The following is a 19865-nucleotide window of genomic DNA, read 5'->3' as shown; positions in this document are numbered from 1 at the left end:
ATGTCGACGGCAACAGTGGAGGCGAGCACCGAGCTCGCGGCGCCGGAACCGTTCTGGACCCGGCCGCGCCGCCTCGGAGCGGGTCTCGTCCTGATCGGCATCCTGGCCGCGGCGCTGTTCGGCTCGCTCGCGAAGAGCGAGACCGCCCGGTTCACGCTGAGCGAGGACGCCGAGGGCGCGGCGCTGTCGATCAACGGCCAGCTCGGCGCGGTCCTCTTCGGCATCGTCACGATCGTGGCCGGCGGCCTGCTCTTCGCGAGTTTCGCGAAGAGGTTCCAGAACCTGCTGCTCTCGCTCGGCATCCTGGCGTTCGTCCTGTCGTTCCTCTGCTGGCAGGTGGCGGGCAAGTTCCTGCCGCTGGTGGACACCACCAGCGGCACCCTGCAGCTGGCGCTGCCGCTGATCCTGGGCGCGCTCGCCGGTGTGCTGGGCGAGCGGTCCGGTGTGGTGAACGTGGCGATCGAGGGCCAGTTCCTGATGGGCGCGTTCGCCGGCGCCCTGGTCGGCACGATGGCGACAAGCGTCTGGGCCGGTCTGATCAGCGCGGCCGTCGGCGGCGTGATCATCGCGGCGATCCTGGCCGTGCTCTCGATCCGCTACCTGGTCGACCAGACGGTGGTCGGCATCGTGCTCAACCTGTTCGCGCTCGGCGTCACCGGCTTCCTCTACGAGGGCCTGATGCAGCGGGACGCGAGCACCTACAACGAGCCGCCGCAGCTGCCCTCGTGGCGGATCCCGGGCCTGGCCGACATCCCGGTGATCGGGCCGGTGCTCTTCGACACCAACCTGCTGGTCTGGGTCGCGCTCGTGCTGGTCGTGGTGATCCACTTCGGCCTCACCCGGACCCGCTGGGGCCTGCGCACCCGCGCGGTCGGCGAGCACCCGACCGCGGCCGACACGGTGGGTGTCCGGGTCCGCGGCCTGCGCTACACGAACGTGCTGCTCGGCGGTGTGGTCGCCGGTCTCGGCGGCGCGTACTTCACGCTGGTGGCGACCGGCAGCTTCACCAAGAACATGACGGCCGGCGCGGGCTTCATCGCGCTCGCCGCCCTGATCTTCGGCCGGTTCACCCCGTTCGGCGCGCTCGGCGCCGCGCTCTTCTTCGGGTTCGCGCAGAAGCTGGCGACGTACCTGAGCGCGGTCGGCAGCCCGGTGCCGAGCCAGTTCCTCAACATGCTGCCCTACCTCGCGACGATCATCGCGGTGGCCGGCCTGGTCGGCCGGGTCCGCGCTCCGGCGGCGGACGGCGTCCCTTACATCAAGAACTGATACATCAAGAGCTGATACATCAAGAGCTAGACAGTCAGGCAGAATTCAGATCATGGAGATCGACTGGGCGGGGCTGCGTGCTGCCGCCATCGAGACGATGCGGCGTGCGTACGTGCCTATCTCCGACTTCCCGGTCGGTGTGGCCGGGCTCGTCGACGACGGCCGGGTCATCGTGGGCTGCAACGTGGAGAACGCTTCCATCGGCATGACCCTGTGCGCCGAGTGCGGGCTGGTCAGCTCGCTGCACGCGACCGGCGGCGGGCGCCTCGTGGCGATTTCCTGCGTCGACGCGACGGGTGCGCCGCTGATGCCCTGCGGCCGGTGCCGCCAGCTGCTCTGGGAACACGGCGGCCCGGAGCTCCAGGTCGAGGCCCTGCCCCGGCCGCTGCGGATGACCGAGCTGCTGCCGCACGCGTTCGGCTACGAGGACATGGCCCGGGTGACCGGCCCGGCCGGCGGCGCCGAGGTCCCCGCCGAGCTGGCGAAGTGGCGCGGCCGTGGCACGGTCTTCGTCCACCCGGACATCTCCGGTGGCGAGACCATCTGGACCGCCTACTGGGAGCGTTCGTCGGGGGAGCCCGGCAACAGCGAGAACAAGGGCATCCTGGAGGAGGGCCCCAACTTCCCGGCCGCCTCGGCGGCGGTGGCGTGGGGCCTGGTGCGCACACCACGGGTCGTGGTCGTGGACGCCGAGGGCGGCCTGTCCTGGGCCGGCGAGGGTGACGCGCCCGAGGGCATTCCTCAGCGCTGGAAGGACGGGAACGCGTGAGCGGGTTCGCAGCTGTCGACGTGATCCGGGCCAAGCGGGACGGTCACGAGCTCTCCGACGCGCAGATCGACTGGGTGGTCGACGCGTACACCAGGGGTGTGGTCGCCGACGAGCAGATGTCCGCGCTCGCCATGGCGATCCTGCTCCGCGGCATGACGCCGCGGGAGATCGCCCGGTGGACCGCCGCGATGATCGCCAGCGGTGAGCGCCTGGACCTCTCCTCGGTGTCCCGGCCGACCGCCGACAAGCACTCCACCGGCGGCGTCGGCGACAAGATCACGCTGCCGCTCACCCCGCTCGTGGCCGCCTGCGGCGTGGCCGTGCCGCAGCTCTCCGGCCGCGGCCTCGGGCACACCGGCGGCACCCTGGACAAGCTGGAGTCCATCCCCGGCTGGCGGGCGCGGCTGAGTAACGACGAGTTCAAGTCGCAGCTGCAGGACATCGGCGCGGTCATCTGCGCGGCCGGTGACGGTCTCGCCCCGGCCGACCGCAAGCTCTACGCGCTGCGCGACGTCACCGGCACGGTCGAGGCGATCCCGCTGATCGCCAGCTCGATCATGAGCAAGAAGATCGCCGAGGGCACCGGCGCGCTGGTCCTGGACGTCAAGGTCGGCTCCGGCGCGTTCATGAAGGACCTGGCGATGGCCCAGGAGCTGGCCCGGACCATGGTTCAGCTGGGCAAGGACAGCGGTGTCACCACGGTGGCGCTGCTCACCGACATGAGCACGCCGCTCGGCCTGGCCGTCGGCAACGCCAACGAGGTCGCCGAGTCGGTCGAGGTGCTCGCCGGCGGCGGGCCGGCCGACGTGGTCGAGCTGACCCTGGCGCTGGCCCGGGAGATGCTCGCGGCGGCCGGTGTCGACGCCGACCCGGAGAAGGCGCTCTCCTCGGGCGCGGCCATGGACAGCTGGCGGGCGATGATCCGTGCGCAGGGCGGCGACCCGGACGCGCCGCTGCCCACGGCCGCCCACACCGAGGTGCTGCGTGCCTCGCAGGACGGTGTGGTGACGTCGCTCGACGCGTACGGGATCGGCATTGCGGCCTGGCGCCTCGGCGCCGGACGGGCCCGTAAGGAGGACCCGGTCAGTTTCGGCGCCGGCGTGCAGCTGAAGGTTCGCCCCGGTGACCGGGTGCGTGCCGGTGACGTGCTGCTGGAGCTGCGGGCGGACGACGAGTCCCGGATCCCGGTGGCGCGTGACGAGGCGGCGGCGGCGATCGTCGTCGGCACTGAACAGCCCGCCACTGCCGGGCTGCTTCTCGACCGCATAGCCTGACCGACCATGACGAAGGCCGCCCCCGATCCCCGCGCGGTCCGCGAGGCAAGTCTCGACGAGCTCGCGCGGCTCGGCCTGCCCCTCCCCCCGGCGGCGTTCCCGCTGGTCTGGGAGCCGGGTGACACGGTCGAGCTGCGCCCGACCGCCGAGCTGGAAGCGCGCGCCGCGGTGCTGCACGTGGTCGTCGCGCGCTGTTTCGGCATGCCCACCGAGGCCGCGATGAGCTGGCTGCTCGGATCGCACCTGGTCGAGCTGGTCACCGCGCCGGAGTGGCAGTTCGTGATCGGGGCGAAAGGCGACCACCGCTCGTTCGTGCTGCACCACGACGCGGTCTTCGCGCTGGCCTGGCTGCTCGGGCTGAGCCGGCACCTGGACCCGACGGTTCCGCCGGACGACGCGCTGATGGTGCAGATGCCGGACCTGCCGGCCGGTGAGACGTTCGCCAGCTGGCGGTCCCGCTCACTGGTCGCGGTCCGGGATCCGGCCGAGGCCGCGGTGCTGCTCGATCTCTATTACTGCCTGGACTGGGCCTTCCAGGAGTCCGAGCAGATCGGCCGCGCGCTGCCCGGTGAGGTGGACAGCAACGCGATCGGCCAGCGGCGGTGGGCGCTGGAGTGGGCGGTCATCTTCACCGGCCCGTACCACGACGGTCCTCCGGAATGGGAAGAAGTAGACCTTTCCGTCTGAACCCCATCTGGTACGGGGCTGGCCCGCCCCCGCAAACCCGACCCGTCCCCGAGAATCCGCGGCGGCCTCGCTGCCACGCGAGGCCGTTGCGCCGGTCTCGCTACCGGTGCACGGCCGGCCGGTAGACCGCCACCTCGACCGCGGCCGTCACCGTGACCTCGGCCGCCGGCAGCTCGGCCACCCGGACGTGCCGGGCGCTCGGTGTCATCCCGATCAGCGTCCGCACCTGCGGCGCCGCCAGCCGCATCGGGTGCCGCAGCACCGCCGACGACTCCAGCGTGAAGTGCGCGCCGAGACTCGCGCCGACTCGCTCGGCCTTGTCCGGGTCCACCGAGATCAACCCGTGCGCGGCGATCAGCTCGGCCAGATGGTCGGCGGCCGGGGTGACCACCAGCAGCACCCCGTCCGGCCGCAGCACCCGGTGGAACTCCCTGCCGTTGCGCGGCGCGAACACGTCGAGGATCACCGCGGCCGAGCCGTCCGCCACCGGCAGCGGCCGCCACAGGTCGGCCAGCACCGCTGCGGCCCGCTCGTGCGACCGGGCCGCCCGGCGCAGCGCCGGCTTGGAGACGTCCAGCCCCAGCCCGATCGCGTCCGGCGAGCCGTCCAGGAACCGGGCCAGGTAGTCGCCGGTCCCGGTGCCGGCGTCGAGCACCAGGCCGTCGGCGCGGTGCTCGGCGAGTGCGTCGGCGATGAACCGGTAGTGCCCGGCGGCCAGGAACGCGGCCCGGTCGGCCACCATCTCGGCGCTGTCCCCGGTGTGCGGGAGCCGCCCGGCGCTGAGGTCCGCGTACCCCTGCTTCGCCATGTCGAAGCTGTGCCCGCGGGGGCAGCGCAGCGCCCGCTCCTGCCGGGTGAGTGGTTCCCGGCACACCGGGCATCGGAGATACGGAATTGCTCCGTCGATCATCGGGTGCTTCCCTCTAGGCTCTTCTGATGGCTGGCATCGCACACTCGGACATCGTCAGGGCACCGAAGGTCCTGCTCCACGACCACTTGGACGGCGGATTACGACCGGCCACCATCGTCGAGCTCGCCGCAGCCGTCGGCCACGAGCTGCCCGCCCGGGATCCGGAACGGCTCGGCGAGTGGTTCGTCGCGGCCGCCGACTCCGGTTCGCTGGAACGGTACCTGGAAACCTTCGCCCACACGGTCGCGGTCATGCAGACCGTGGAGGGCCTGCACCGGGTCGCCAAGGAGTGCGCGCTCGACCTGGCGGCCGACGGCGTGGTCTACGCCGAGGTGCGCTACGCGCCGGAGCAGCATCTGGAACGCGGTCTCACCCTCGATCAGGTGGTCGACGCGGTCGACGCCGGTTTCCGCGAGGGCTGCGCGGAGGCGGCCGCCGCGGGACGGCCGATCCGGATCGGCACCCTGCTCACCGCGATGCGGCACGCCGCCCGGTCGCAGGAGATCGCCGAGCTCGCGGTCCGGTACCGCGACACCGGGGTGGTGGGCTTCGACATCGCCGGCGCGGAGGCGGGCTTCCCGCCCACCCGGCACCTCGACGCCTTCGAGTACCTGCAGCGGGAGAACTTCCACTTCACCATCCACGCCGGCGAGGCGTTCGGCCTGCCGTCGATCTGGGAGGCGATCCAGTGGTGCGGCGCCGACCGGCTCGGTCACGGCGTCCGGATCGTCGACGACATCACCGCGCCGGCCACCGGGCCGAGCGCGGTCACCGCGACCGGGGGCACCCAGTCCGCTCCGCCGGTGCTGGGGCGGCTCGCGGCGTACGTGCGGGACAAGCGCATCCCGCTGGAGCTCTGCCCGTCGTCCAACGTGCAGACCGGCGCGGCAGCGTCGATCGCCGAGCACCCGATCAAGCTGCTGCACGACCTCCGGTTCCGGGTCACGGTGAACACCGACAACCGGCTGATGAGCGGGACGTCGATGTCGCGGGAGATGACGCTGCTGACGGAGGCGTTCGGCTGGGGCTGGGCGGAGCTGCAGTGGCTGACCATCAACGCGATGAAGTCGGCGTTCATCCCGTACGACGAGCGACTCGTACTGATCAATGAGGTCATCAAGCCGGCATATGCCAAATTGCTGGGCTGACAACGGGGCCCGGCGGTGGTCGCCGCCGGGCCCGAGTCCGGCTTTTCGCCCTTTTCGCCGATTCGGACGAACGTACGTCAAAAGAAATCGACGGCAGGGCACATCGTGTCCTCCGTTCGGCTAGACTCCCGCCTGCAAACTCGGCAGAAACCGGCATCTCGCCTTGCCGATCGCGGGGAACCGAGCCATCGTCACTTCTATCGCGATCGACTACGATCGGGACCCGGTCGGCCTGCGCCCCACCCCCCATGCAGCCCGGCCGTGTGAGTGACCTTGAGAGATGTGCAGCTCTACACGCAGTGATAGTGGACCGGCGATGTCCAACTCAGACGTTGCAACATCGCGTCACACAACCGGTCCGTGTCCGCCTGCCCTTTCTCTTTGACACTTGTCGTGATGGAATCTCGGGGGCCCGACCCGGCGAGTCGGTCGTGCGCGGTGCCCGGCGAGCCGAATGCCGGGGCCCGAATCAGGAGGACGGTGACGTGAGCAAGCGCCCCAAGGCGGCGAACGGCGTCATGTCGCGTCTGCGTCGACCGGCTGGTCGACTGCGAGACCTACCGATCTGGTCGAAACTCGGCCTGATCATGCTGGTGCCCACGGTGGCGACGATCATCGTCGGCGTCGACGGCCTCGTCGACCACATCGAGGAGGCGAGCAACGCGGAGCGTGCTCGCACCCTGTCGGTGCTGTCCGAGGCGGCTGGTGGTCTGGTCGACCACCTGCAAGCCGAGCGGACCTACGGCATGATGGTGGCGCTCGCCAAGGACGCCAAGAACAACGACGCTCGTACGGCGGCAATCGAGCTCTACAACGGCGAGCACGAGGCGGTCGACGCCGCCAAGACGCCGTACGTGCAGCAGAAGGGCGCACTCGAGGACGTCCCGGCCAACGTCGGCACGCTCCTGCTCCGCCTGGACCGTAACCTCGAGGACCTGCCGGCTTTCCGGAGCAAGGTCGCGAACGGTCAGGTCGAGACGCCCGACGTCAAGACCACGTACAACCAGTTGATCGACGACCTTCTCCAGGTGCGGGACTCCTCCGCGCAGCTCGCGACCGACCCCGGCCTGAGCGACCACCTGCGTGCCGTGGCGGCCGTCGCCGAGGCGAAGAACTACATCGCCCAGCAGCGGTTCATCGGTCACCAGGTCCTCGAGGAGGGCGAGCTCACCACCACCCTCCGGCAGCAGTTCCTCGGCACCATCACCGGTTTCGACCTCGCGAAGAAGACGCTCGAAGCGGTCGGCACCGACTCGGAGAAGACGTACTTCAGCAACACGGTCAGCGGCCTGAAGGCCCAGGCCGCGACGAACTACACCCTCCCGCTGATGACCGCGCAGGGCGACAACGCGAAGAACATCCAGTTCAACACGAACTCGTGGGAAGAGGCGATGAAGGGGTACAACGACCTCTTCCGCCAGGTCGAGGTCGAGTTCGACAAGAACATCGTGGCAAGCGCCACCACCCTGCGTGACGACACGAACCAGCGGGTCTTCCTGGAGACCAGCCTGCTGCTGGCCCTGCTCCTGCTCGGCATCCTGTTCGCCTGGCTGGTCGCCCGGTCGATGGCCCGCTCGCTGCGTGAGCTTCGTCAGGGTGCCCTCGCGGTGGCCCAGTTCGGCCTGCCGCACGCGGTGAGCCGGCTGCGTGACCCGGCGCTCTCCGCGTCGCTCACCCCGGCACAGGTCGCCGACCAGATCGCCGAGCCGCTGCCGGTCCGCAGCCGTGACGAGTTCGGCCAGGTGACCGAGGCGTTCAACGCGGTTCACCTCGAGGCCGTGCGCACCGCGGCCGAGCAGGCCGCGCTGCGCGCCTCCGTCGCGACGATGTTCGTCAACCTCGCCCGCCGCTCGCAGATCCTGGTCGACCGGCTCATCGGTCACCTGGACCGCCTGGAGCGCGGCGAGGAGGACCCGGACCGTCTGGCCGAGCTCTTCCAGCTCGACCACCTCGCCACCCGGATGCGCCGCAACGACGAGAACCTCCTGGTTCTGGCCGGCGCGGACTCCACCCGTGTGCAGCGCGAGCCGGCCGCACTGATCGACGTGCTGCGCGCCGCGCAGTCCGAGGTCGAGCACTACACCCGCATCGAGTTCGGCCAGATCGACCGGGAGATCGAGGTCGCGGCGCACGCCGTCAACGACATGGTCCACCTGGTCGCCGAGCTCTTCGACAACGCCACCGCGTTCTCCCCGCCGAACTCCAACGTCCTCGTCGAGGCGCGCCGGATCGGCGACAACGCGGTGCTGACCGTCGAGGACCACGGCATCGGCATCAGCCGGGAGCAGCTGCGCGACCTCAACGAGCGGCTCGCCAACCCGCCCACGGTGGACGTCGCCGTCTCCCGGATGATGGGCCTCGTCGTGGTCGCCCGGCTGGCCAACCGCCACGCCGTCCGCGTCGAGCTCCGTCCCGCGGACCGCGAGCGGGGCACCGTGGCCGAGGTCGGCCTGCCCGCCTCCGTGCTGGCAGCCGCGGCGTCCGCCCGGGTCCAGTCGATGGTCGGCTTCGACAGCCCGCCGCCGGCGATGCCGTCCTTCGGTGAGCCGCTGGCGCTGGAGAGCGGCCGTGGCGGGCTCAACGGTGGTGGCCCCGGCGTCAACGGCGGTGGTCACCCGTTCGAGCCGATGAACGGCACCAACGGTTCCGTCCCCGCCTGGTCCGACCTGACCGGCGCCGCTCCCACCGGCTTCGGTGGCCTGAACGGCAACGGTGCCCAGACCAACGGCACCCAGACCAACGGCACCCAGACCAACGGCTTCGCCAACGGTTTCCACGGCCCGCGCAGCAACGAGGTCATCCCGCCGCTGCCGTCCGGCCCGCAGGGCTTCGCCGGGCTCGACGAGCTCGCGCAGCGTCGCAACGGCGAGTTCCCGCGTCCGGAGGACACCAACGGCTTCGGCGCGGCCATCCCGCGCCAGCTGCCGGCCAACCCGGAGAACCTGGGTCGTGGCCCGGTCATGCCGCCGGTCTCCGCGCCGCCGGTCCCGCCGGTCTCCGCCCCGCCGGTGCCGTCGGCCCCGCCGTACTCTCCGCCGATCTCGGCGGCTCCGGCCGAGCCGGTCTCGGCCGCGCCGGTCTCCGCCGAGCCGGTCAACCCGTTCGCCTCGGCGCCGCCGGCCTGGCCGCCGGTCGCCGCGGATCGGGAGCAGGCCGCTACCCCGCACGTGCCGGAGAACCTCGCCGCCGCGCTGGACATGACGGCCGAGATCCCGCGGTACCGTCCGGACAACTTCGAGCCGCAGCCGCAGGTGGCCCGGCCGACCAACCCGCAGACCGCCCCCGTCTCGGCGGTGCCGCAGGTCTCCGCGCCGCCGGCCCCGGTTGCCGACGACGCGGCTGCCGCGGCCCGTGCCGGGCACGAGACGGCCACCGCGCAGGCCGCGGAGGCTCAGGCCACCGCGGCGGCGCAGATCGCCGCGGCACAGGCTTCCGCCCGTCAGCGTGAGGGTGGGGTCCCGTTCGCGGACGAGACCATGGAGCTGCCGATCTTCCGGGAGCTGGAGTCGGCGTGGTTCACCACGACGCACCCCGGCGACCAGCCTCGCCCCGAGGCAGCCAGGACCTCTGGTGCCGACGCCGGTGACGAGTCCGTCGTCTCCGCGCGCCGGATCCCCACCGGTGAGCCGACCCGCTCGGCCGGTGTGCCGCAGCAGGCCGGGTCACCCGAGTCGCGCGACTTCGACACGGCGACGGTCGGCGCCCCCGCGGCGGCCGTCAGCGGCTCCTACAGCAACGGCAGCACGGCCACGAACCCGTGGCGCACCGCGGCCGACGACGGCTGGCAGGCGGCCCGTGCCGCAGCCGAGACGCAGGTCGATACCACCACCACGGCGGGCCTTCCGAAGCGCACGCCGATGGCGCAACTCGTCCCCGGCGGTGTCGACCGGGGCGGTAACTCCGTCCAGCGCCGTACTCCCGAAGGGGTCCGCGGTCTGCTGTCCGCGTACCACCGAGGTGTTCAGCGCGGTCGCACCAAGGAACAATCGACCAACCTGGAGGAGACTCCGGGAGGGCAGCAGCCCTCGCAGGCTGGCAAGGAGCATGAGGCATGACATCTACGCAGGATCTCGGTTGGCTTCTGGCCAACTTCGCCGACCGCGTTCCCGGGGTCGCGCACGCGATCGCGGTCTCCGCCGACGGCCTGCTCCTGGCGGCCTCACGGGACCTTCCCCGGGACCGTGCCGACCAGCTGGCGGCCATCGCGTCCGGCCTGGTTTCCCTCACGCAGGGCGCTGCGCGCTGCTTCGAGGGCGGCGCCGTTCTCCAGACGGTCGTCGAGATGGACAATGGGTTCCTGTTCCTGATGTCGATCTCCGACGGTTCGTCGTTCGCCGTTCTTGCGGCGCGCAGCTGTGACGTCGGGCAGGTGGGTTACGAGATGGCCCTCCTGGTCGACCGGGTCGGCGAGGCTCTGACCCCCGCGCCGCGTTCGGCGGCCGGGGTACTGGGCTGAGACGGGCAGTGAGCCGGCCTGGTCGGCTACTGTCAGAGACCTTGACAACTAATACACTTCGAGGGGCCGAGGGAGGGGTTGACGGTGACTATGCCCGAACGCGATGAGCCGACCGGTGCACTGGTAAGGCCGTACGCCGTGACCCGTGGTCGGACCCGGCCGAAGCTTGAGATAGCGCTGGAAGCGCTGGTCGAGACAACCGTGCGCGGCCGTTCTGGGATGAACCGCGGCGGGCAGGGTGGAAGCGAGCATCAGTACATCGCGGCGATGTGTGACGGCGGGCGCGTTCAATCGCTCGCTGAGATCGCCGCACGCATGCAACTGCCGCTCGGTGTGGCACGTGTGATCGTCGCAGACATGGCCTCGGACGGCCTGCTTGCGGTCTATGAGCCCACCTCGCTCGAAGACGAGACCGACGCGGTAGGCACGGAACTGCTGGAAAGGGTGCTGAGTGGACTTCGCAGGCTCTGACATGTCGCACCGTCCCGCTGCGGGACGCGTGACATCGGCGAAGATTGTCATCGCCGGTGGCTTCGGCGTTGGCAAAACGACGCTGGTGGGGTCGGTCTCGGAGATCACCCCGCTGACCACTGAGGCCATCATGACCTCGGCCGGTGTGGGTGTCGACGACAACCGGCAGGTGCCGGGGAAGATGACCACCACTGTGGCCATGGACTTCGGCCGGATCAGCATCGACCGCGACCTGATCCTCTACCTGTTCGGAACACCGGGCCAGACGCGTTTCTGGTTCATGTGGGACGAACTCGTCCGGGGTGCGATCGGTGCAGTTGTCATGGTGAACACGCGTCGGCTTGCCGACTGCTTCGCCGCCATCGACTTCTTCGAGCACCGTCGCCTTCCGTACCTGATCGCGATCAACTGCTTCGACGGCATGCAGTACCACAACGCGCAGGACGTTCGAGACGCGCTGGCGATCTCGAGCGACGTGCCCGTCGTGAGCTGCGACGCCCGTAACCGCGAGTCGACGAAGAACGTGCTGATCTCCCTGGTGGAGTACGTTCTGACGATGCGTCGCTCGCGCGCGGTGGCGCCCGCCTGACAGTCGGTTGAAGCCCCGCTCCGGTCGCCGGAGCGGGGCTTTCGCATGTCCGTGGCCGGGCGCTGTGCGCAGCCGGCCATTGACTAAGCGCAACCCTTACGGGCTCACCATGCAAGCTCAGCCCGGCTGGAGGTCACGTCGGGGCGGTCGCTCAGCGGGCCTCTCACCGGTCTCAGCGCGGCTCGCACCCACGGGTGGCACCCGGCGGGTCCGCGCGGCGCTGGAGGGCGATGAGCGTACCCAGATGCGCGAGAAGGCCGCGCCCCACCGGGCGCGGCCTTCTCGGCTGGATCAGCGACCGCCGAAGCCCGCGTTGTTGTCGCGGTACTCGTCGGCGGCCTGGCCGTCGCGAGTGAAGTCCCACCCGCCGGCGGCTTCCCGGCCCGGGCGCCCGCCCATCGCGAAGCCACCTATCTCCTGGCCGCGCCGCCAGCCACGGAAGTAACCCGTGGTGTGCGCGGCGATCGACGCGGCGTCGCGGACGATGCGCAGCGGGCGTTCCTCGCGCAGGGGCGAGCCCGGCACCAGGTTGGCCTGCGGCACCCGCTTGGGCAGGCCGGCCGAGGTCTCGGCGGCGACCGCCGGAGTGGCCGCTTTCTCCGCCGCACGCCAGCCGCTGTCGTTCGGGTTGGACCAGTCGACCTTCTCGGTCTCGGCGGGACCGCCGGTGAACCACGCCGACCGCGCCGCCGCGAAGATGAGCAGGTCACCGTCGCTGCCGTCGGCCGGAACCGGCGGGCTGGCGCTGCGGTCGAGAGCCGTCAGCTTCGGCGCGCTCTTGCTGCCGCGCAACGCCGGCGAGCCGCCGACCGGGTCCAGCGTGGAGCCGGAGCGGTCGAGCGTGGAGCCGGAGCGGTCGAGCGTGGAGCCGGAGCGGTCCAGCGACGGACCGGAGCGGTCCAGCGAAGGGCCCGAGCGGTCCAGCGGCGAGCCGTTGGCCCGGCCCTCGACGAGACGCAGCGACGGCGGCTCCTTGGGCATGTCCTGCCACGGCGGCTTGACCCGTCCACCGGCCGGCGCCGGACTGACCGAGGCAGCGGCCGGGCTGACCGAGGCGGCGGCCGGGCTGACCGAGGCGGCGGCCGGGCTGACCGAGGCGGCGGCCGGTGGCGTGACCGCCAGATCGTCCTTGCCGGGGTTGAGCAGCGGCCAGTTGGCACGCGAACCCGGGTCGGCGATCTCCTGGCCGGGACGCTGCGCCGGGGCGGACGCCGCGGGCGGCGTCGACTGGGCGGGCAGCGGCAGGCTGAAGTCGGTCGGACCGCCCGGCACGCCGTTCGCCGGGGTGGTCTTGGGCCGGGACGGGATGACCGTGCGCTGGCGCTCGGCCCGCGCCCGGTTCAGCTCGGCGTTCGTGAGCGTCGGCCGGAACGGCTCGCCGGCCTCGGCCGGAGTGGCCCGGCCGCCGGGCTGGGCGGACGTCGGGGTGGCCGCGGGCCGGGACGCCGGGACGCCGGGACGCGTCCCCGGGGTGATCGGGGTCATGCCGGGCGGAGGCGGCGGCACCGAGACCGGCCGGTTGCCGGGCGTGCCGGTGCGGCTGGGCAGGCCGGGAAGGCCGTTCGCCGCGGCCGGTGCGATGGGCGGTGGTGCGATCGGGTCCGGCGCGACCGGGGGAGCGGTCATCGGCTGCGGCACGGCGGGACCGCTGCCGCTGGTGGCCGGCTCGGGACGGCTGCGACGGCCGAACCGCGGGTTCTCCCCGGTCGGCACGGGCTGCAGCGGCGTGGGCTCGGTGGGGGCCCGGCGCGCCGCGCGGCGGCCCACGGTGGAGTTGGCGCCGGGCATCGCGCCCCGGGCGGTCAGCGTGCCGACCAGCGCGGTGCAGGCGGCGTCGCAGGAACGGACCGCGCCGATCGCCTGGCGCACGGCGTCGGCAGCGGCCGGGGCGAGCGACTTGTTGACCCCGCCCCGCCGCGGCGACTCGCTGATCGCGACCTGCAGGGCGGTGACCGCGGCGATCAGCTGATCGTCGCTGCCGGCGCCGTTGCGGGCCAGCTCGCCGGCGATCTCGCGGGTGACGTGGGCGGCGTCGCCGGGCCGGCCGGTGATCCGGCCGGGCTCGGGCACCGCTTCCAGGACGGCCAGGGCCAGCGGGTGGGCGGGATCCGGGTACGCCCGGAGGGCCGCCGGGTAGAGCTCGCGCAGCACCTCGCGGAGTGCGACGGCCGCCGCGTTCCGCCCGACGAGCATCGCGACGTGCGCGGCCAGGACCGGTTTGTAGCTGACCAGCTCCCGCGGCGTCGGCAGGTTGATCGCCGCGATCGCGCCGGCCTGCAACGCCCGGGCCAGGCCGACGGCCCGGCGGGCGGCGAGCGGCGCCGCGATCTCCTCGGGGGAGTCGTCGTCGGAGAAACGCTCGGCGTAGTCGTCCGCGTCGTCGTCGTCGACGACGACGAGTGGCCGCCCGGCGGCGGTGAGCAGCGACGTGACGACGTGGTCGTCACTGTCCGCGGCGACTGCCGCGTCGCTGAATCCCGTCGTCCGTTCCACGAGAAGCGTTCCCAGCTGGGCGTAACCCGCCGGGTCGTCGCTGATCTCGTGAACGCCGAGCAGCCGGCCTGCGTCGTCCACCACGGCGATGGTCAGTGGCGCGGCCGAAGCCGTACGCACCGAATCATCAGCCGACGCCAGACCGCAGTACACGCGCACGAGCGCCACGGCGTCGTCCTCCTCCCCGGGACTGCTTTCACTCACTGGCCAAGGACTGATGTTCCCTGGTAATCGGTCAGTCACGCCAGTCCACAGCGGCAGAGATCTTCCCGATGACCGAGCGCCAGCCGAGACTCGCCTGTTGTGCCCCGATTTTCTTCAACCGCCGACGTCCGAAGAATCCACCCATCCCACCGTTTTCCGCGGTACGCAGGGACTCGTCCAGGTCGTCGAGCGGAGAACCGGGCGACAGGGCCAGGATCACCGGCTTGATGCGGAGAGCGTGCCCGAGGTCGCGGGCCACTTCGCCGGCGGCGATGAGGAGCGGGAGATCCCACGTGTCGTGGCCGCCACGCAGGTTCTCCACCACGAGGTCGAGCTCGTAGCGGTTCTCCGGCAGCGGGTCGATGTCGCTCGACTGTACCCGCTCGGCAACAGCCTCCCAGGTGTCCAATTGTGCGAGATCGTGCGGAGCACCCGAACGAAGGAAGGCGACGAGCGATTCGGTGCTCTTGAACGCGAGCAGCCGGCCCTTGTGGCTGAGGAACAGCGGAACTTCCTCGTCGTCCGGCCGGTCGGCGGCCGCTTCCGGCTCGTCCTCGGTCTCGGTCTCGGCAGCCGGCTCGGTCGCGTCCGATTTCTCCGCCAGGTCGGGGTCGGCGGCGGCGGCGTCCAGCGCCTGCCGCTCCAGCTCCTCGTCGCTGACCTCGACGAACTCCTCGCCGTCCTCCTCGCGGACACGCTTGCGCGCCTCGAACGGGTCGTCCTCGTCGACCTCGATCTCGGTCGGCGTCACCTCGCCGGCCGGCCGGTACGCCCGCAGGGTCAGCCCCACACCACCCGGCAGCGCGATCTCCACCGGCTCGATGCGGACGGAATCCCAAAGCTCACGCCCGGACGGCCCCTCGGACGAAGGCTGCTCGGCCACCGGCGCGGACGCCTCGGGCTCGTCGGACTGGCTGGTCACGGTTGACCTCCGGATGCTCAATGGGGTGGCGGGACGGGTGACTCTGGGCACACACCCTAGTCCGCAACGCTGTGTGACAAAGGCCCCGGTCGGCTCACTCGCCCTTCGGGTGCCACACCGTCTTCGTCTCCAGCAGGGCGGTCATCGGCCGTAACCCGGGATCGGCGGTGAAGTCGGCGTCCGGACGCGGGCGGATCACGCGTTTCAAGGTCCCGGCCGCGGTCCGCTCCAGCTCGGCGGCGAGCTCGGGATGCTCCACGCCGGTGAGGTCGAGCGCGTTGACGTCGGCGTGCGCGGCCAGCCAGGGCGCGGTCTCCGCGTACTTGCCGGTGAGAATGTTCACCACGCCACCGGGCACGTCGGAGGTGGCGAGCACCTCGGCCAGAGTGATCGCGACCTGCGGTTCCGGCGCGAGGACCACCACGGTGTTCCCGGTCACCACGGCCGGGGCGATCACGCTGACCAGACCGAGCAGGGACGGCGGGGCGACCACCGCGACCACGCCGGTGGGCTCCGGCGCGGAGATGTTGAAGAACGGCCCGGCCACCGGGTTCGCGCCGCCGGCCACCTGAGCGATCTTGTCGGACCACCCCGCGTACCAGACCCAGCGGTCGATCGCGGCGTCCACCTCGTCGGCTTTCACGCCGAGACCGGCGAACTCGCGGCGGCGTGCCTCCAGCATCTCGGCGATCCGGTAGAGCACCTGCCCGCGGTTGTACGCCGTGGCGCCCGCCCACTTCTTCTGGGCCGACCGGGCCGCCACCACCGCGTCGCGGGCGTCCTTACGGGAGGCGAGGGCCACGTTGTCGCCGTTCACCACGAAGGTCCGTCCTGACTCGCTGCGAGGGAACGCGCCACCGATGTAGAGCTTGTAGGTCTTGCGGACGGCAAGCCGCGACGCGGTTCTAGGTGCAATCGACTTAGGCAAGGTACGCCTCCAACCCGTGCCGGCCGCCCTCGCGACCGTAGCCGGACTCCTTGTAGCCGCCGAACGGCGACGCCGGGTCGAACTTGTTGAACGTGTTGGCCCACACCACGCCGGCGCGGAGCTTGTCGGCGATCGCGAGGATCCGCGACCCTTTCTCCGACCAGACACCGGCCGACAACCCGTACGGCGTGTTGTTGGCTTTCTCCACGGCCTCGGCCGGGGTGCGGAACGTGAGCACCGAGAGCACCGGCCCGAAGATCTCCTCCCGGGCGATCCGGTGCGCCTGGGTCACCCCGGTGAAGATGGTGGGGGCGAACCAGAAGCCGCGATCGGGCAGCTGACACTCCGGCGACCAGCGCTCGGCGCCCTCTGCGCCACCTATTTCCGACAATTCGGTAATGCGGGCGAGCTGTGCCGCCGAATTGATCGCGCCGATGTCGGTGTTCTTGTCGAGCGGGTCACCGACCCGCAGCGTGGACATCCGCCGCTTCAGCGAGGTGAGCAGCTCCTCGGCGATCGACTCCTGCACCAGCAGCCGGGAGCCCGCGCAGCAGACGTGCCCCTGGTTGAAGAAGATCCCGTTCACGATCCCCTCGACCGCCTGGTCGATCGGGGCGTCGTCGAAGACGATGTTCGCCGCCTTGCCGCCCAGCTCCAGGGTGAGCCGCTTGCCGGTGCCGGCCACCGCGCGGGCGATCTCCCGGCCCACCTCGGTGGAGCCGGTGAACGCCACCTTGTTCACATCCGGGTGCTGCACGAGGTACGCCCCGGTGTCGCCGGCGCCGGTGACGATGTTGACCACGCCCGGTGGAAGGTCGGCCTGCCGGCAGACGTCGGCGAAGAAGAGCGCCGACAGCGGGGTGGTCTCGGCCGGCTTGAGCACCACGGTGTTGCCGGTGGCGAGCGCCGGAGCGATCTTCCACGCGAGCATCAGCAGCGGGAAGTTCCACGGGATGACCTGACCGGCCACGCCGAGCGGACGCGGGTCGGGGCCGAAGCCCGCGTAGCCCAGCTTGTCCGCCCAGCCCGCGTAGTAGAAGAAGTGTGCCGCGACGAGCGGAAGGTCGACGTCGCGCGACTCCTTGATCGGCTTGCCGTTGTCGAGGGACTCGAGAACCGCCAGCTCGCGGGATCGCTCCTGGATTATCCGGGCGATCCGGAACAGATACTTGGCGCGCTCGGAGCCCGGCAGCGCGGACCACGACTCGAAGGCCCGGCGCGCGGCGGCGACAGCCCGGTCCACGTCCTCGGAGCCGGCGGCGGCGACCTCGGCGAGGACCTCCTCCGAAGCCGGGTTCACCGTCTTGAAGGTGCCGCCGTCCTTGGCGGGGTCGAACGAGCCGTCGATGAACAACCCATAGGAGGAGGCGATGTCCACGACGGAACGGGATTCGGGAGCGGGAGCATAGGAGAACATCGGCTTTCCGACCTTTCTTCGCAGTGCGGCGAAGCCGCCTGGAAAGCTCAGTCCAGGGTGAAGTAGTCCGGACCGGCGTAATGACCGGTGGTGAGCTTGGTGCGCTGCATGAGCAGGTCGTTGAGCAGCGAAGACGCCCCGAACCGGAACCAGTCCGGGCTCAGCCAGTCGTCGCCGACCGTCTCGTTGATCATCACGAGGTACTTGACCGCGTCCTTGGTGTTCTTGATGCCGCCGGCCGGTTTGACCCCGACCTGCCGCCCGTGGCGGTCCCGGAAGTCCCGGACCGCCTCCAGCATGACCAGGGTGATCGGCAGCGTCGCGTTGACCGCGACCTTGCCGGTGGAGGTCTTGATGAAGTCGGCGCCGGCCAGCATCGCGAGCCAGGACGCGCGGCGGACGTTGTCATACGTCGCCAGCTCCCCGGTCTCCAGGATCACCTTGAGGTGAGCGCTGCCGCACGCCTCCTTGACCGCGACGATCTCGTCGAACACCCGATCGTAGTCACCGGCCAGGAACGCGCCCCGGCTGATCACCATGTCGATCTCGTCGGCGCCGGCCTCGACCGCGCTCCGGGTGTCGGCAAGCTTGACGTCGAGCGGCGCCTGCCCGGACGGGAACGCGGTGGCGACGCTGGCCAGGCGCACTCCCGAGCCGGCCAGCGCGGCCGACGCGACCGGGACCATCGCCGGGTAGACGCAGATCGCGGCGACCGGCGGGCAACCGGGATCGGCGGGGTCGGGCCGCCTGCCTTTCGCGCAGAGCGCCCGGACCTTGCCCGGCGTGTCCGCGCCCTCGAGCGTGGTCAGATCGACCATGCGGATGGCCAGGTCGATCGCTTGCGCCTTGGCGCTGGTCTTCACCGAGCGGGTGCCGAGTGCCGCCGCCCTCGCCTCGATGCCCACCTTGTCGACCCCGGGCAGGCCGCGCAGGAAGGAACGGAGGTCGGACGACCGGACGGACGCTGTCGCAGTCATGAAATCGATTCTAAGCAACCCTGTGTCAGTTGATCTTGAATGAACGGTAGGTTGAGGCCGTGGACGTCCTTGTCGTAGATCATCCGTTGGCACAGACCCGGCTCACCGCGATGCGCCGCACCGAGACCGAGTCCGGTGTCTTCCGTGCCTCGCTGCACGAGCTGACCACGATGGTGGTCTACGAGGCGGCCCGCCTCTTCGCCGTCGAGAAGTACCCCATCGAGACGCCCGTCGCCGCCACCGAGGGCACCCGCCTGGCGAACCCGCCGCTGATCGTCCCGGTCCTCCGCGCCGGCCTCGGCATGGCCGACGCCGCGCTCGGCCTGCTCCCCGAGTCGTCGATGGGTTTCGTCGGCCTGGCCCGCGACGAGGAGACCCATGAGCCCCGCGCCTACATGGAGTCGCTCCCCGCGGACCTCTCCGGCCAGCCGGTCCTCGTCCTCGACCCGATGCTCGCCACCGGCGGCTCGCTGCTGCACTGCTGCAAGCTCCTCGCCGACCGCGGCTGCACCGACATCATCATCTGCTGCGTCCTGGCCGCCCCCGAGGGCATCGAGCGCCTGTCCCGCTCCGACCTCCCGCTGCGCCTGATCACCGCCTCGATCGACGAGGGCCTGAACGAGAAGGCCTACATCGTCCCCGGCCTCGGCGACGCCGGCGACCGCCAGTTCGGCGGCATGCGCCGCTTCTGACCCACCGCAGTCGAAGGGCCGCGCCCCTCTCCCCGTGAGAGAGGTGCGGCCTTACTTCTTCCCGGGTACGCGTCGAACCCTCCCAACCGCACCCCGACCGTCCCCGAGAAGCCCCCGCGACCCAGGCCCTCCGTCCCAGCCGTCCGGCGCCTTTCGCGACCGCTGCACCCCCACGAGCAGACAGTCCCCCGAGCGGATCCTCCCGCCCACGGTGACCCCCAGCTCGGTTCCCGTGGCTCACGTAGTCATCCCCGCCGCCGAGCCAAGCGCTCACGGTGACCCCCGGGCAGCCAGAGACGAGCGCTCACGGTGACCCCGGGTCGGGCGCGACGAGCGCTCACGGTGACCCGCGAGCCGGGCGGGACGAGCGCTCACGGTGACCCGCAAGGTGGTCGCCGGCACACGGTGGTCAGCGGGCCACGGCACGGCACACCGTGACCGGAGTTTGCGGCGATCAGGGCACACGTTGGCTGTTCGTGTGCGTTCATCGCCGCTATAGCGACGGTGAGCGCACACAATCGTCTTCCGTGTGCCCTGACCGCCCCTGCACCCATCCGAATTGTTGCATTTGTCGCCGCGGCGGAGTGTCCGAAGGCTGCGGGCAGGGCGGACCGCCGCGCCCCCACGGTGGAGCGTCCGCAGCCTGCCGGCAGGGCGAA

16 protein-coding genes are annotated in these 19865 nt (G+C 71.2%); 10 read left to right on the top strand and 6 right to left on the bottom strand.

All coding sequences use genetic code 11. The features are described from left to right. The 4 genes from AMIS_RS36920 to AMIS_RS36905 are packed head-to-tail and all read left to right on the top strand — an operon-like array spanning position 1 to position 3999. Positions 1 to 1269, top strand: coding sequence for an ABC transporter permease (locus tag AMIS_RS36920; protein ID WP_014447587.1), 1269 nt, complete (start codon positions 1 to 3; stop codon positions 1267 to 1269). Between the two features lie 52 nt (positions 1270 to 1321). Continuing rightward, positions 1322 to 2038, top strand: coding sequence for a cytidine deaminase (locus AMIS_RS36915; RefSeq protein WP_014447586.1), 717 nt, complete (start codon positions 1322 to 1324; stop codon positions 2036 to 2038). Beyond that, complete coding sequence (locus tag AMIS_RS36910) at positions 2035 to 3312, top strand: thymidine phosphorylase (RefSeq protein WP_014447585.1); 1278 nt, start codon at positions 2035 to 2037, stop codon at positions 3310 to 3312. Before AMIS_RS36915 ends, AMIS_RS36910 begins: the two co-directional genes overlap by 4 nt. 6 nt (positions 3313 to 3318) lie before the next feature. Further along, positions 3319 to 3999: a DUF4272 domain-containing protein gene (locus tag AMIS_RS36905; protein ID WP_014447584.1), complete on the top strand. Its 681-nt coding sequence runs from the start codon at positions 3319 to 3321 to the stop codon at positions 3997 to 3999. A 100-nt stretch (positions 4000 to 4099) separates the two neighbouring features. On the opposite strand, the gene AMIS_RS36900 is transcribed toward AMIS_RS36905, so the two are convergent. After that, a complete protein-coding gene (locus AMIS_RS36900) occupies positions 4100 to 4909 on the bottom strand; it encodes a putative RNA methyltransferase (protein ID WP_014447583.1) in 810 nt (269 codons plus the stop codon). A gap of 26 nt (positions 4910 to 4935) precedes the next feature. Here AMIS_RS36900 and AMIS_RS36895 point away from each other — a divergent pair, with 26 nt between their 5' ends. The 5 genes from AMIS_RS36895 (at position 4936) to AMIS_RS36875 (ending at position 11573) form a co-directional block, all read left to right on the top strand. Beyond that, positions 4936 to 6057: an adenosine deaminase gene (locus AMIS_RS36895; RefSeq protein ID WP_014447582.1), complete on the top strand. Its 1122-nt coding sequence runs from the start codon at positions 4936 to 4938 to the stop codon at positions 6055 to 6057. 485 nt (positions 6058 to 6542) lie between these two features. Next, a complete protein-coding gene (locus AMIS_RS36890) occupies positions 6543 to 10112 on the top strand; it encodes a sensor histidine kinase (RefSeq protein ID WP_014447581.1) in 3570 nt (1189 codons plus the stop codon). After that, positions 10109 to 10513 carry a roadblock/LC7 domain-containing protein gene (locus AMIS_RS36885; protein ID WP_014447580.1) on the top strand — a complete coding sequence of 135 codons (405 nt, stop codon included), beginning with the start codon at positions 10109 to 10111 and terminating at the stop codon, positions 10511 to 10513. The genes AMIS_RS36890 and AMIS_RS36885 overlap by 4 nt, the downstream gene beginning before the upstream one ends. A gap of 90 nt (positions 10514 to 10603) precedes the next feature. Next, positions 10604 to 10984, top strand: a complete 381-nt coding sequence (locus AMIS_RS36880) for a DUF742 domain-containing protein (protein WP_014447579.1) — start codon at positions 10604 to 10606, stop codon at positions 10982 to 10984. Position 10985: 1 nt separating this feature from the next. Continuing rightward, the gene (locus tag AMIS_RS36875) at positions 10986 to 11573 is read left to right on the top strand and encodes a GTP-binding protein (RefSeq protein ID WP_014447578.1); all 588 of its coding nucleotides are present in this window, start codon (positions 10986 to 10988) and stop codon (positions 11571 to 11573) included. Between the two features lie 291 nt (positions 11574 to 11864). On the opposite strand, the gene AMIS_RS36870 is transcribed toward AMIS_RS36875, so the two are convergent. The 5 genes from AMIS_RS36870 to deoC form a co-directional block, all read right to left on the bottom strand. Next, the gene (locus AMIS_RS36870; RefSeq protein ID WP_172666647.1) at positions 11865 to 14234 is read right to left on the bottom strand and encodes a transposase; all 2370 of its coding nucleotides are present in this window, start codon (positions 14232 to 14234) and stop codon (positions 11865 to 11867) included. 67 nt (positions 14235 to 14301) lie between these two features. Next, complete coding sequence (locus AMIS_RS36865) at positions 14302 to 15192, bottom strand: DNA primase (RefSeq protein ID WP_157435192.1); 891 nt, start codon at positions 15190 to 15192, stop codon at positions 14302 to 14304. A gap of 94 nt (positions 15193 to 15286) precedes the next feature. Then, the gene (locus tag AMIS_RS36860) at positions 15287 to 16120 is read right to left on the bottom strand and encodes an aldehyde dehydrogenase family protein (RefSeq protein ID WP_014447575.1); all 834 of its coding nucleotides are present in this window, start codon (positions 16118 to 16120) and stop codon (positions 15287 to 15289) included. Continuing rightward, positions 16113 to 17537, bottom strand: coding sequence for an aldehyde dehydrogenase family protein (locus AMIS_RS36855; protein WP_014447574.1), 1425 nt, complete (start codon positions 17535 to 17537; stop codon positions 16113 to 16115). Before AMIS_RS36855 ends, AMIS_RS36860 begins: the two co-directional genes overlap by 8 nt. A 47-nt stretch (positions 17538 to 17584) precedes the next feature. Further along, the gene (gene deoC / locus AMIS_RS36850; protein WP_014447573.1) at positions 17585 to 18514 is read right to left on the bottom strand and encodes a deoxyribose-phosphate aldolase; all 930 of its coding nucleotides are present in this window, start codon (positions 18512 to 18514) and stop codon (positions 17585 to 17587) included. Between the two features lie 59 nt (positions 18515 to 18573). On the opposite strand from deoC, the gene upp reads away from it, so the two are divergent. Further along, positions 18574 to 19206, top strand: a complete 633-nt coding sequence (gene upp, locus AMIS_RS36845; RefSeq protein ID WP_014447572.1) for a uracil phosphoribosyltransferase — start codon at positions 18574 to 18576, stop codon at positions 19204 to 19206. Positions 19207 to 19865 lie beyond the last annotated feature (659 nt).

The organism is Actinoplanes missouriensis 431 (genome assembly GCF_000284295.1).
GTDB lineage: Bacteria > Actinomycetota > Actinomycetes > Mycobacteriales > Micromonosporaceae > Actinoplanes > Actinoplanes missouriensis.
Note: the sequence above shows the minus strand (reverse complement) of the source record. Positions and strands in the feature narration are given on the sequence as shown.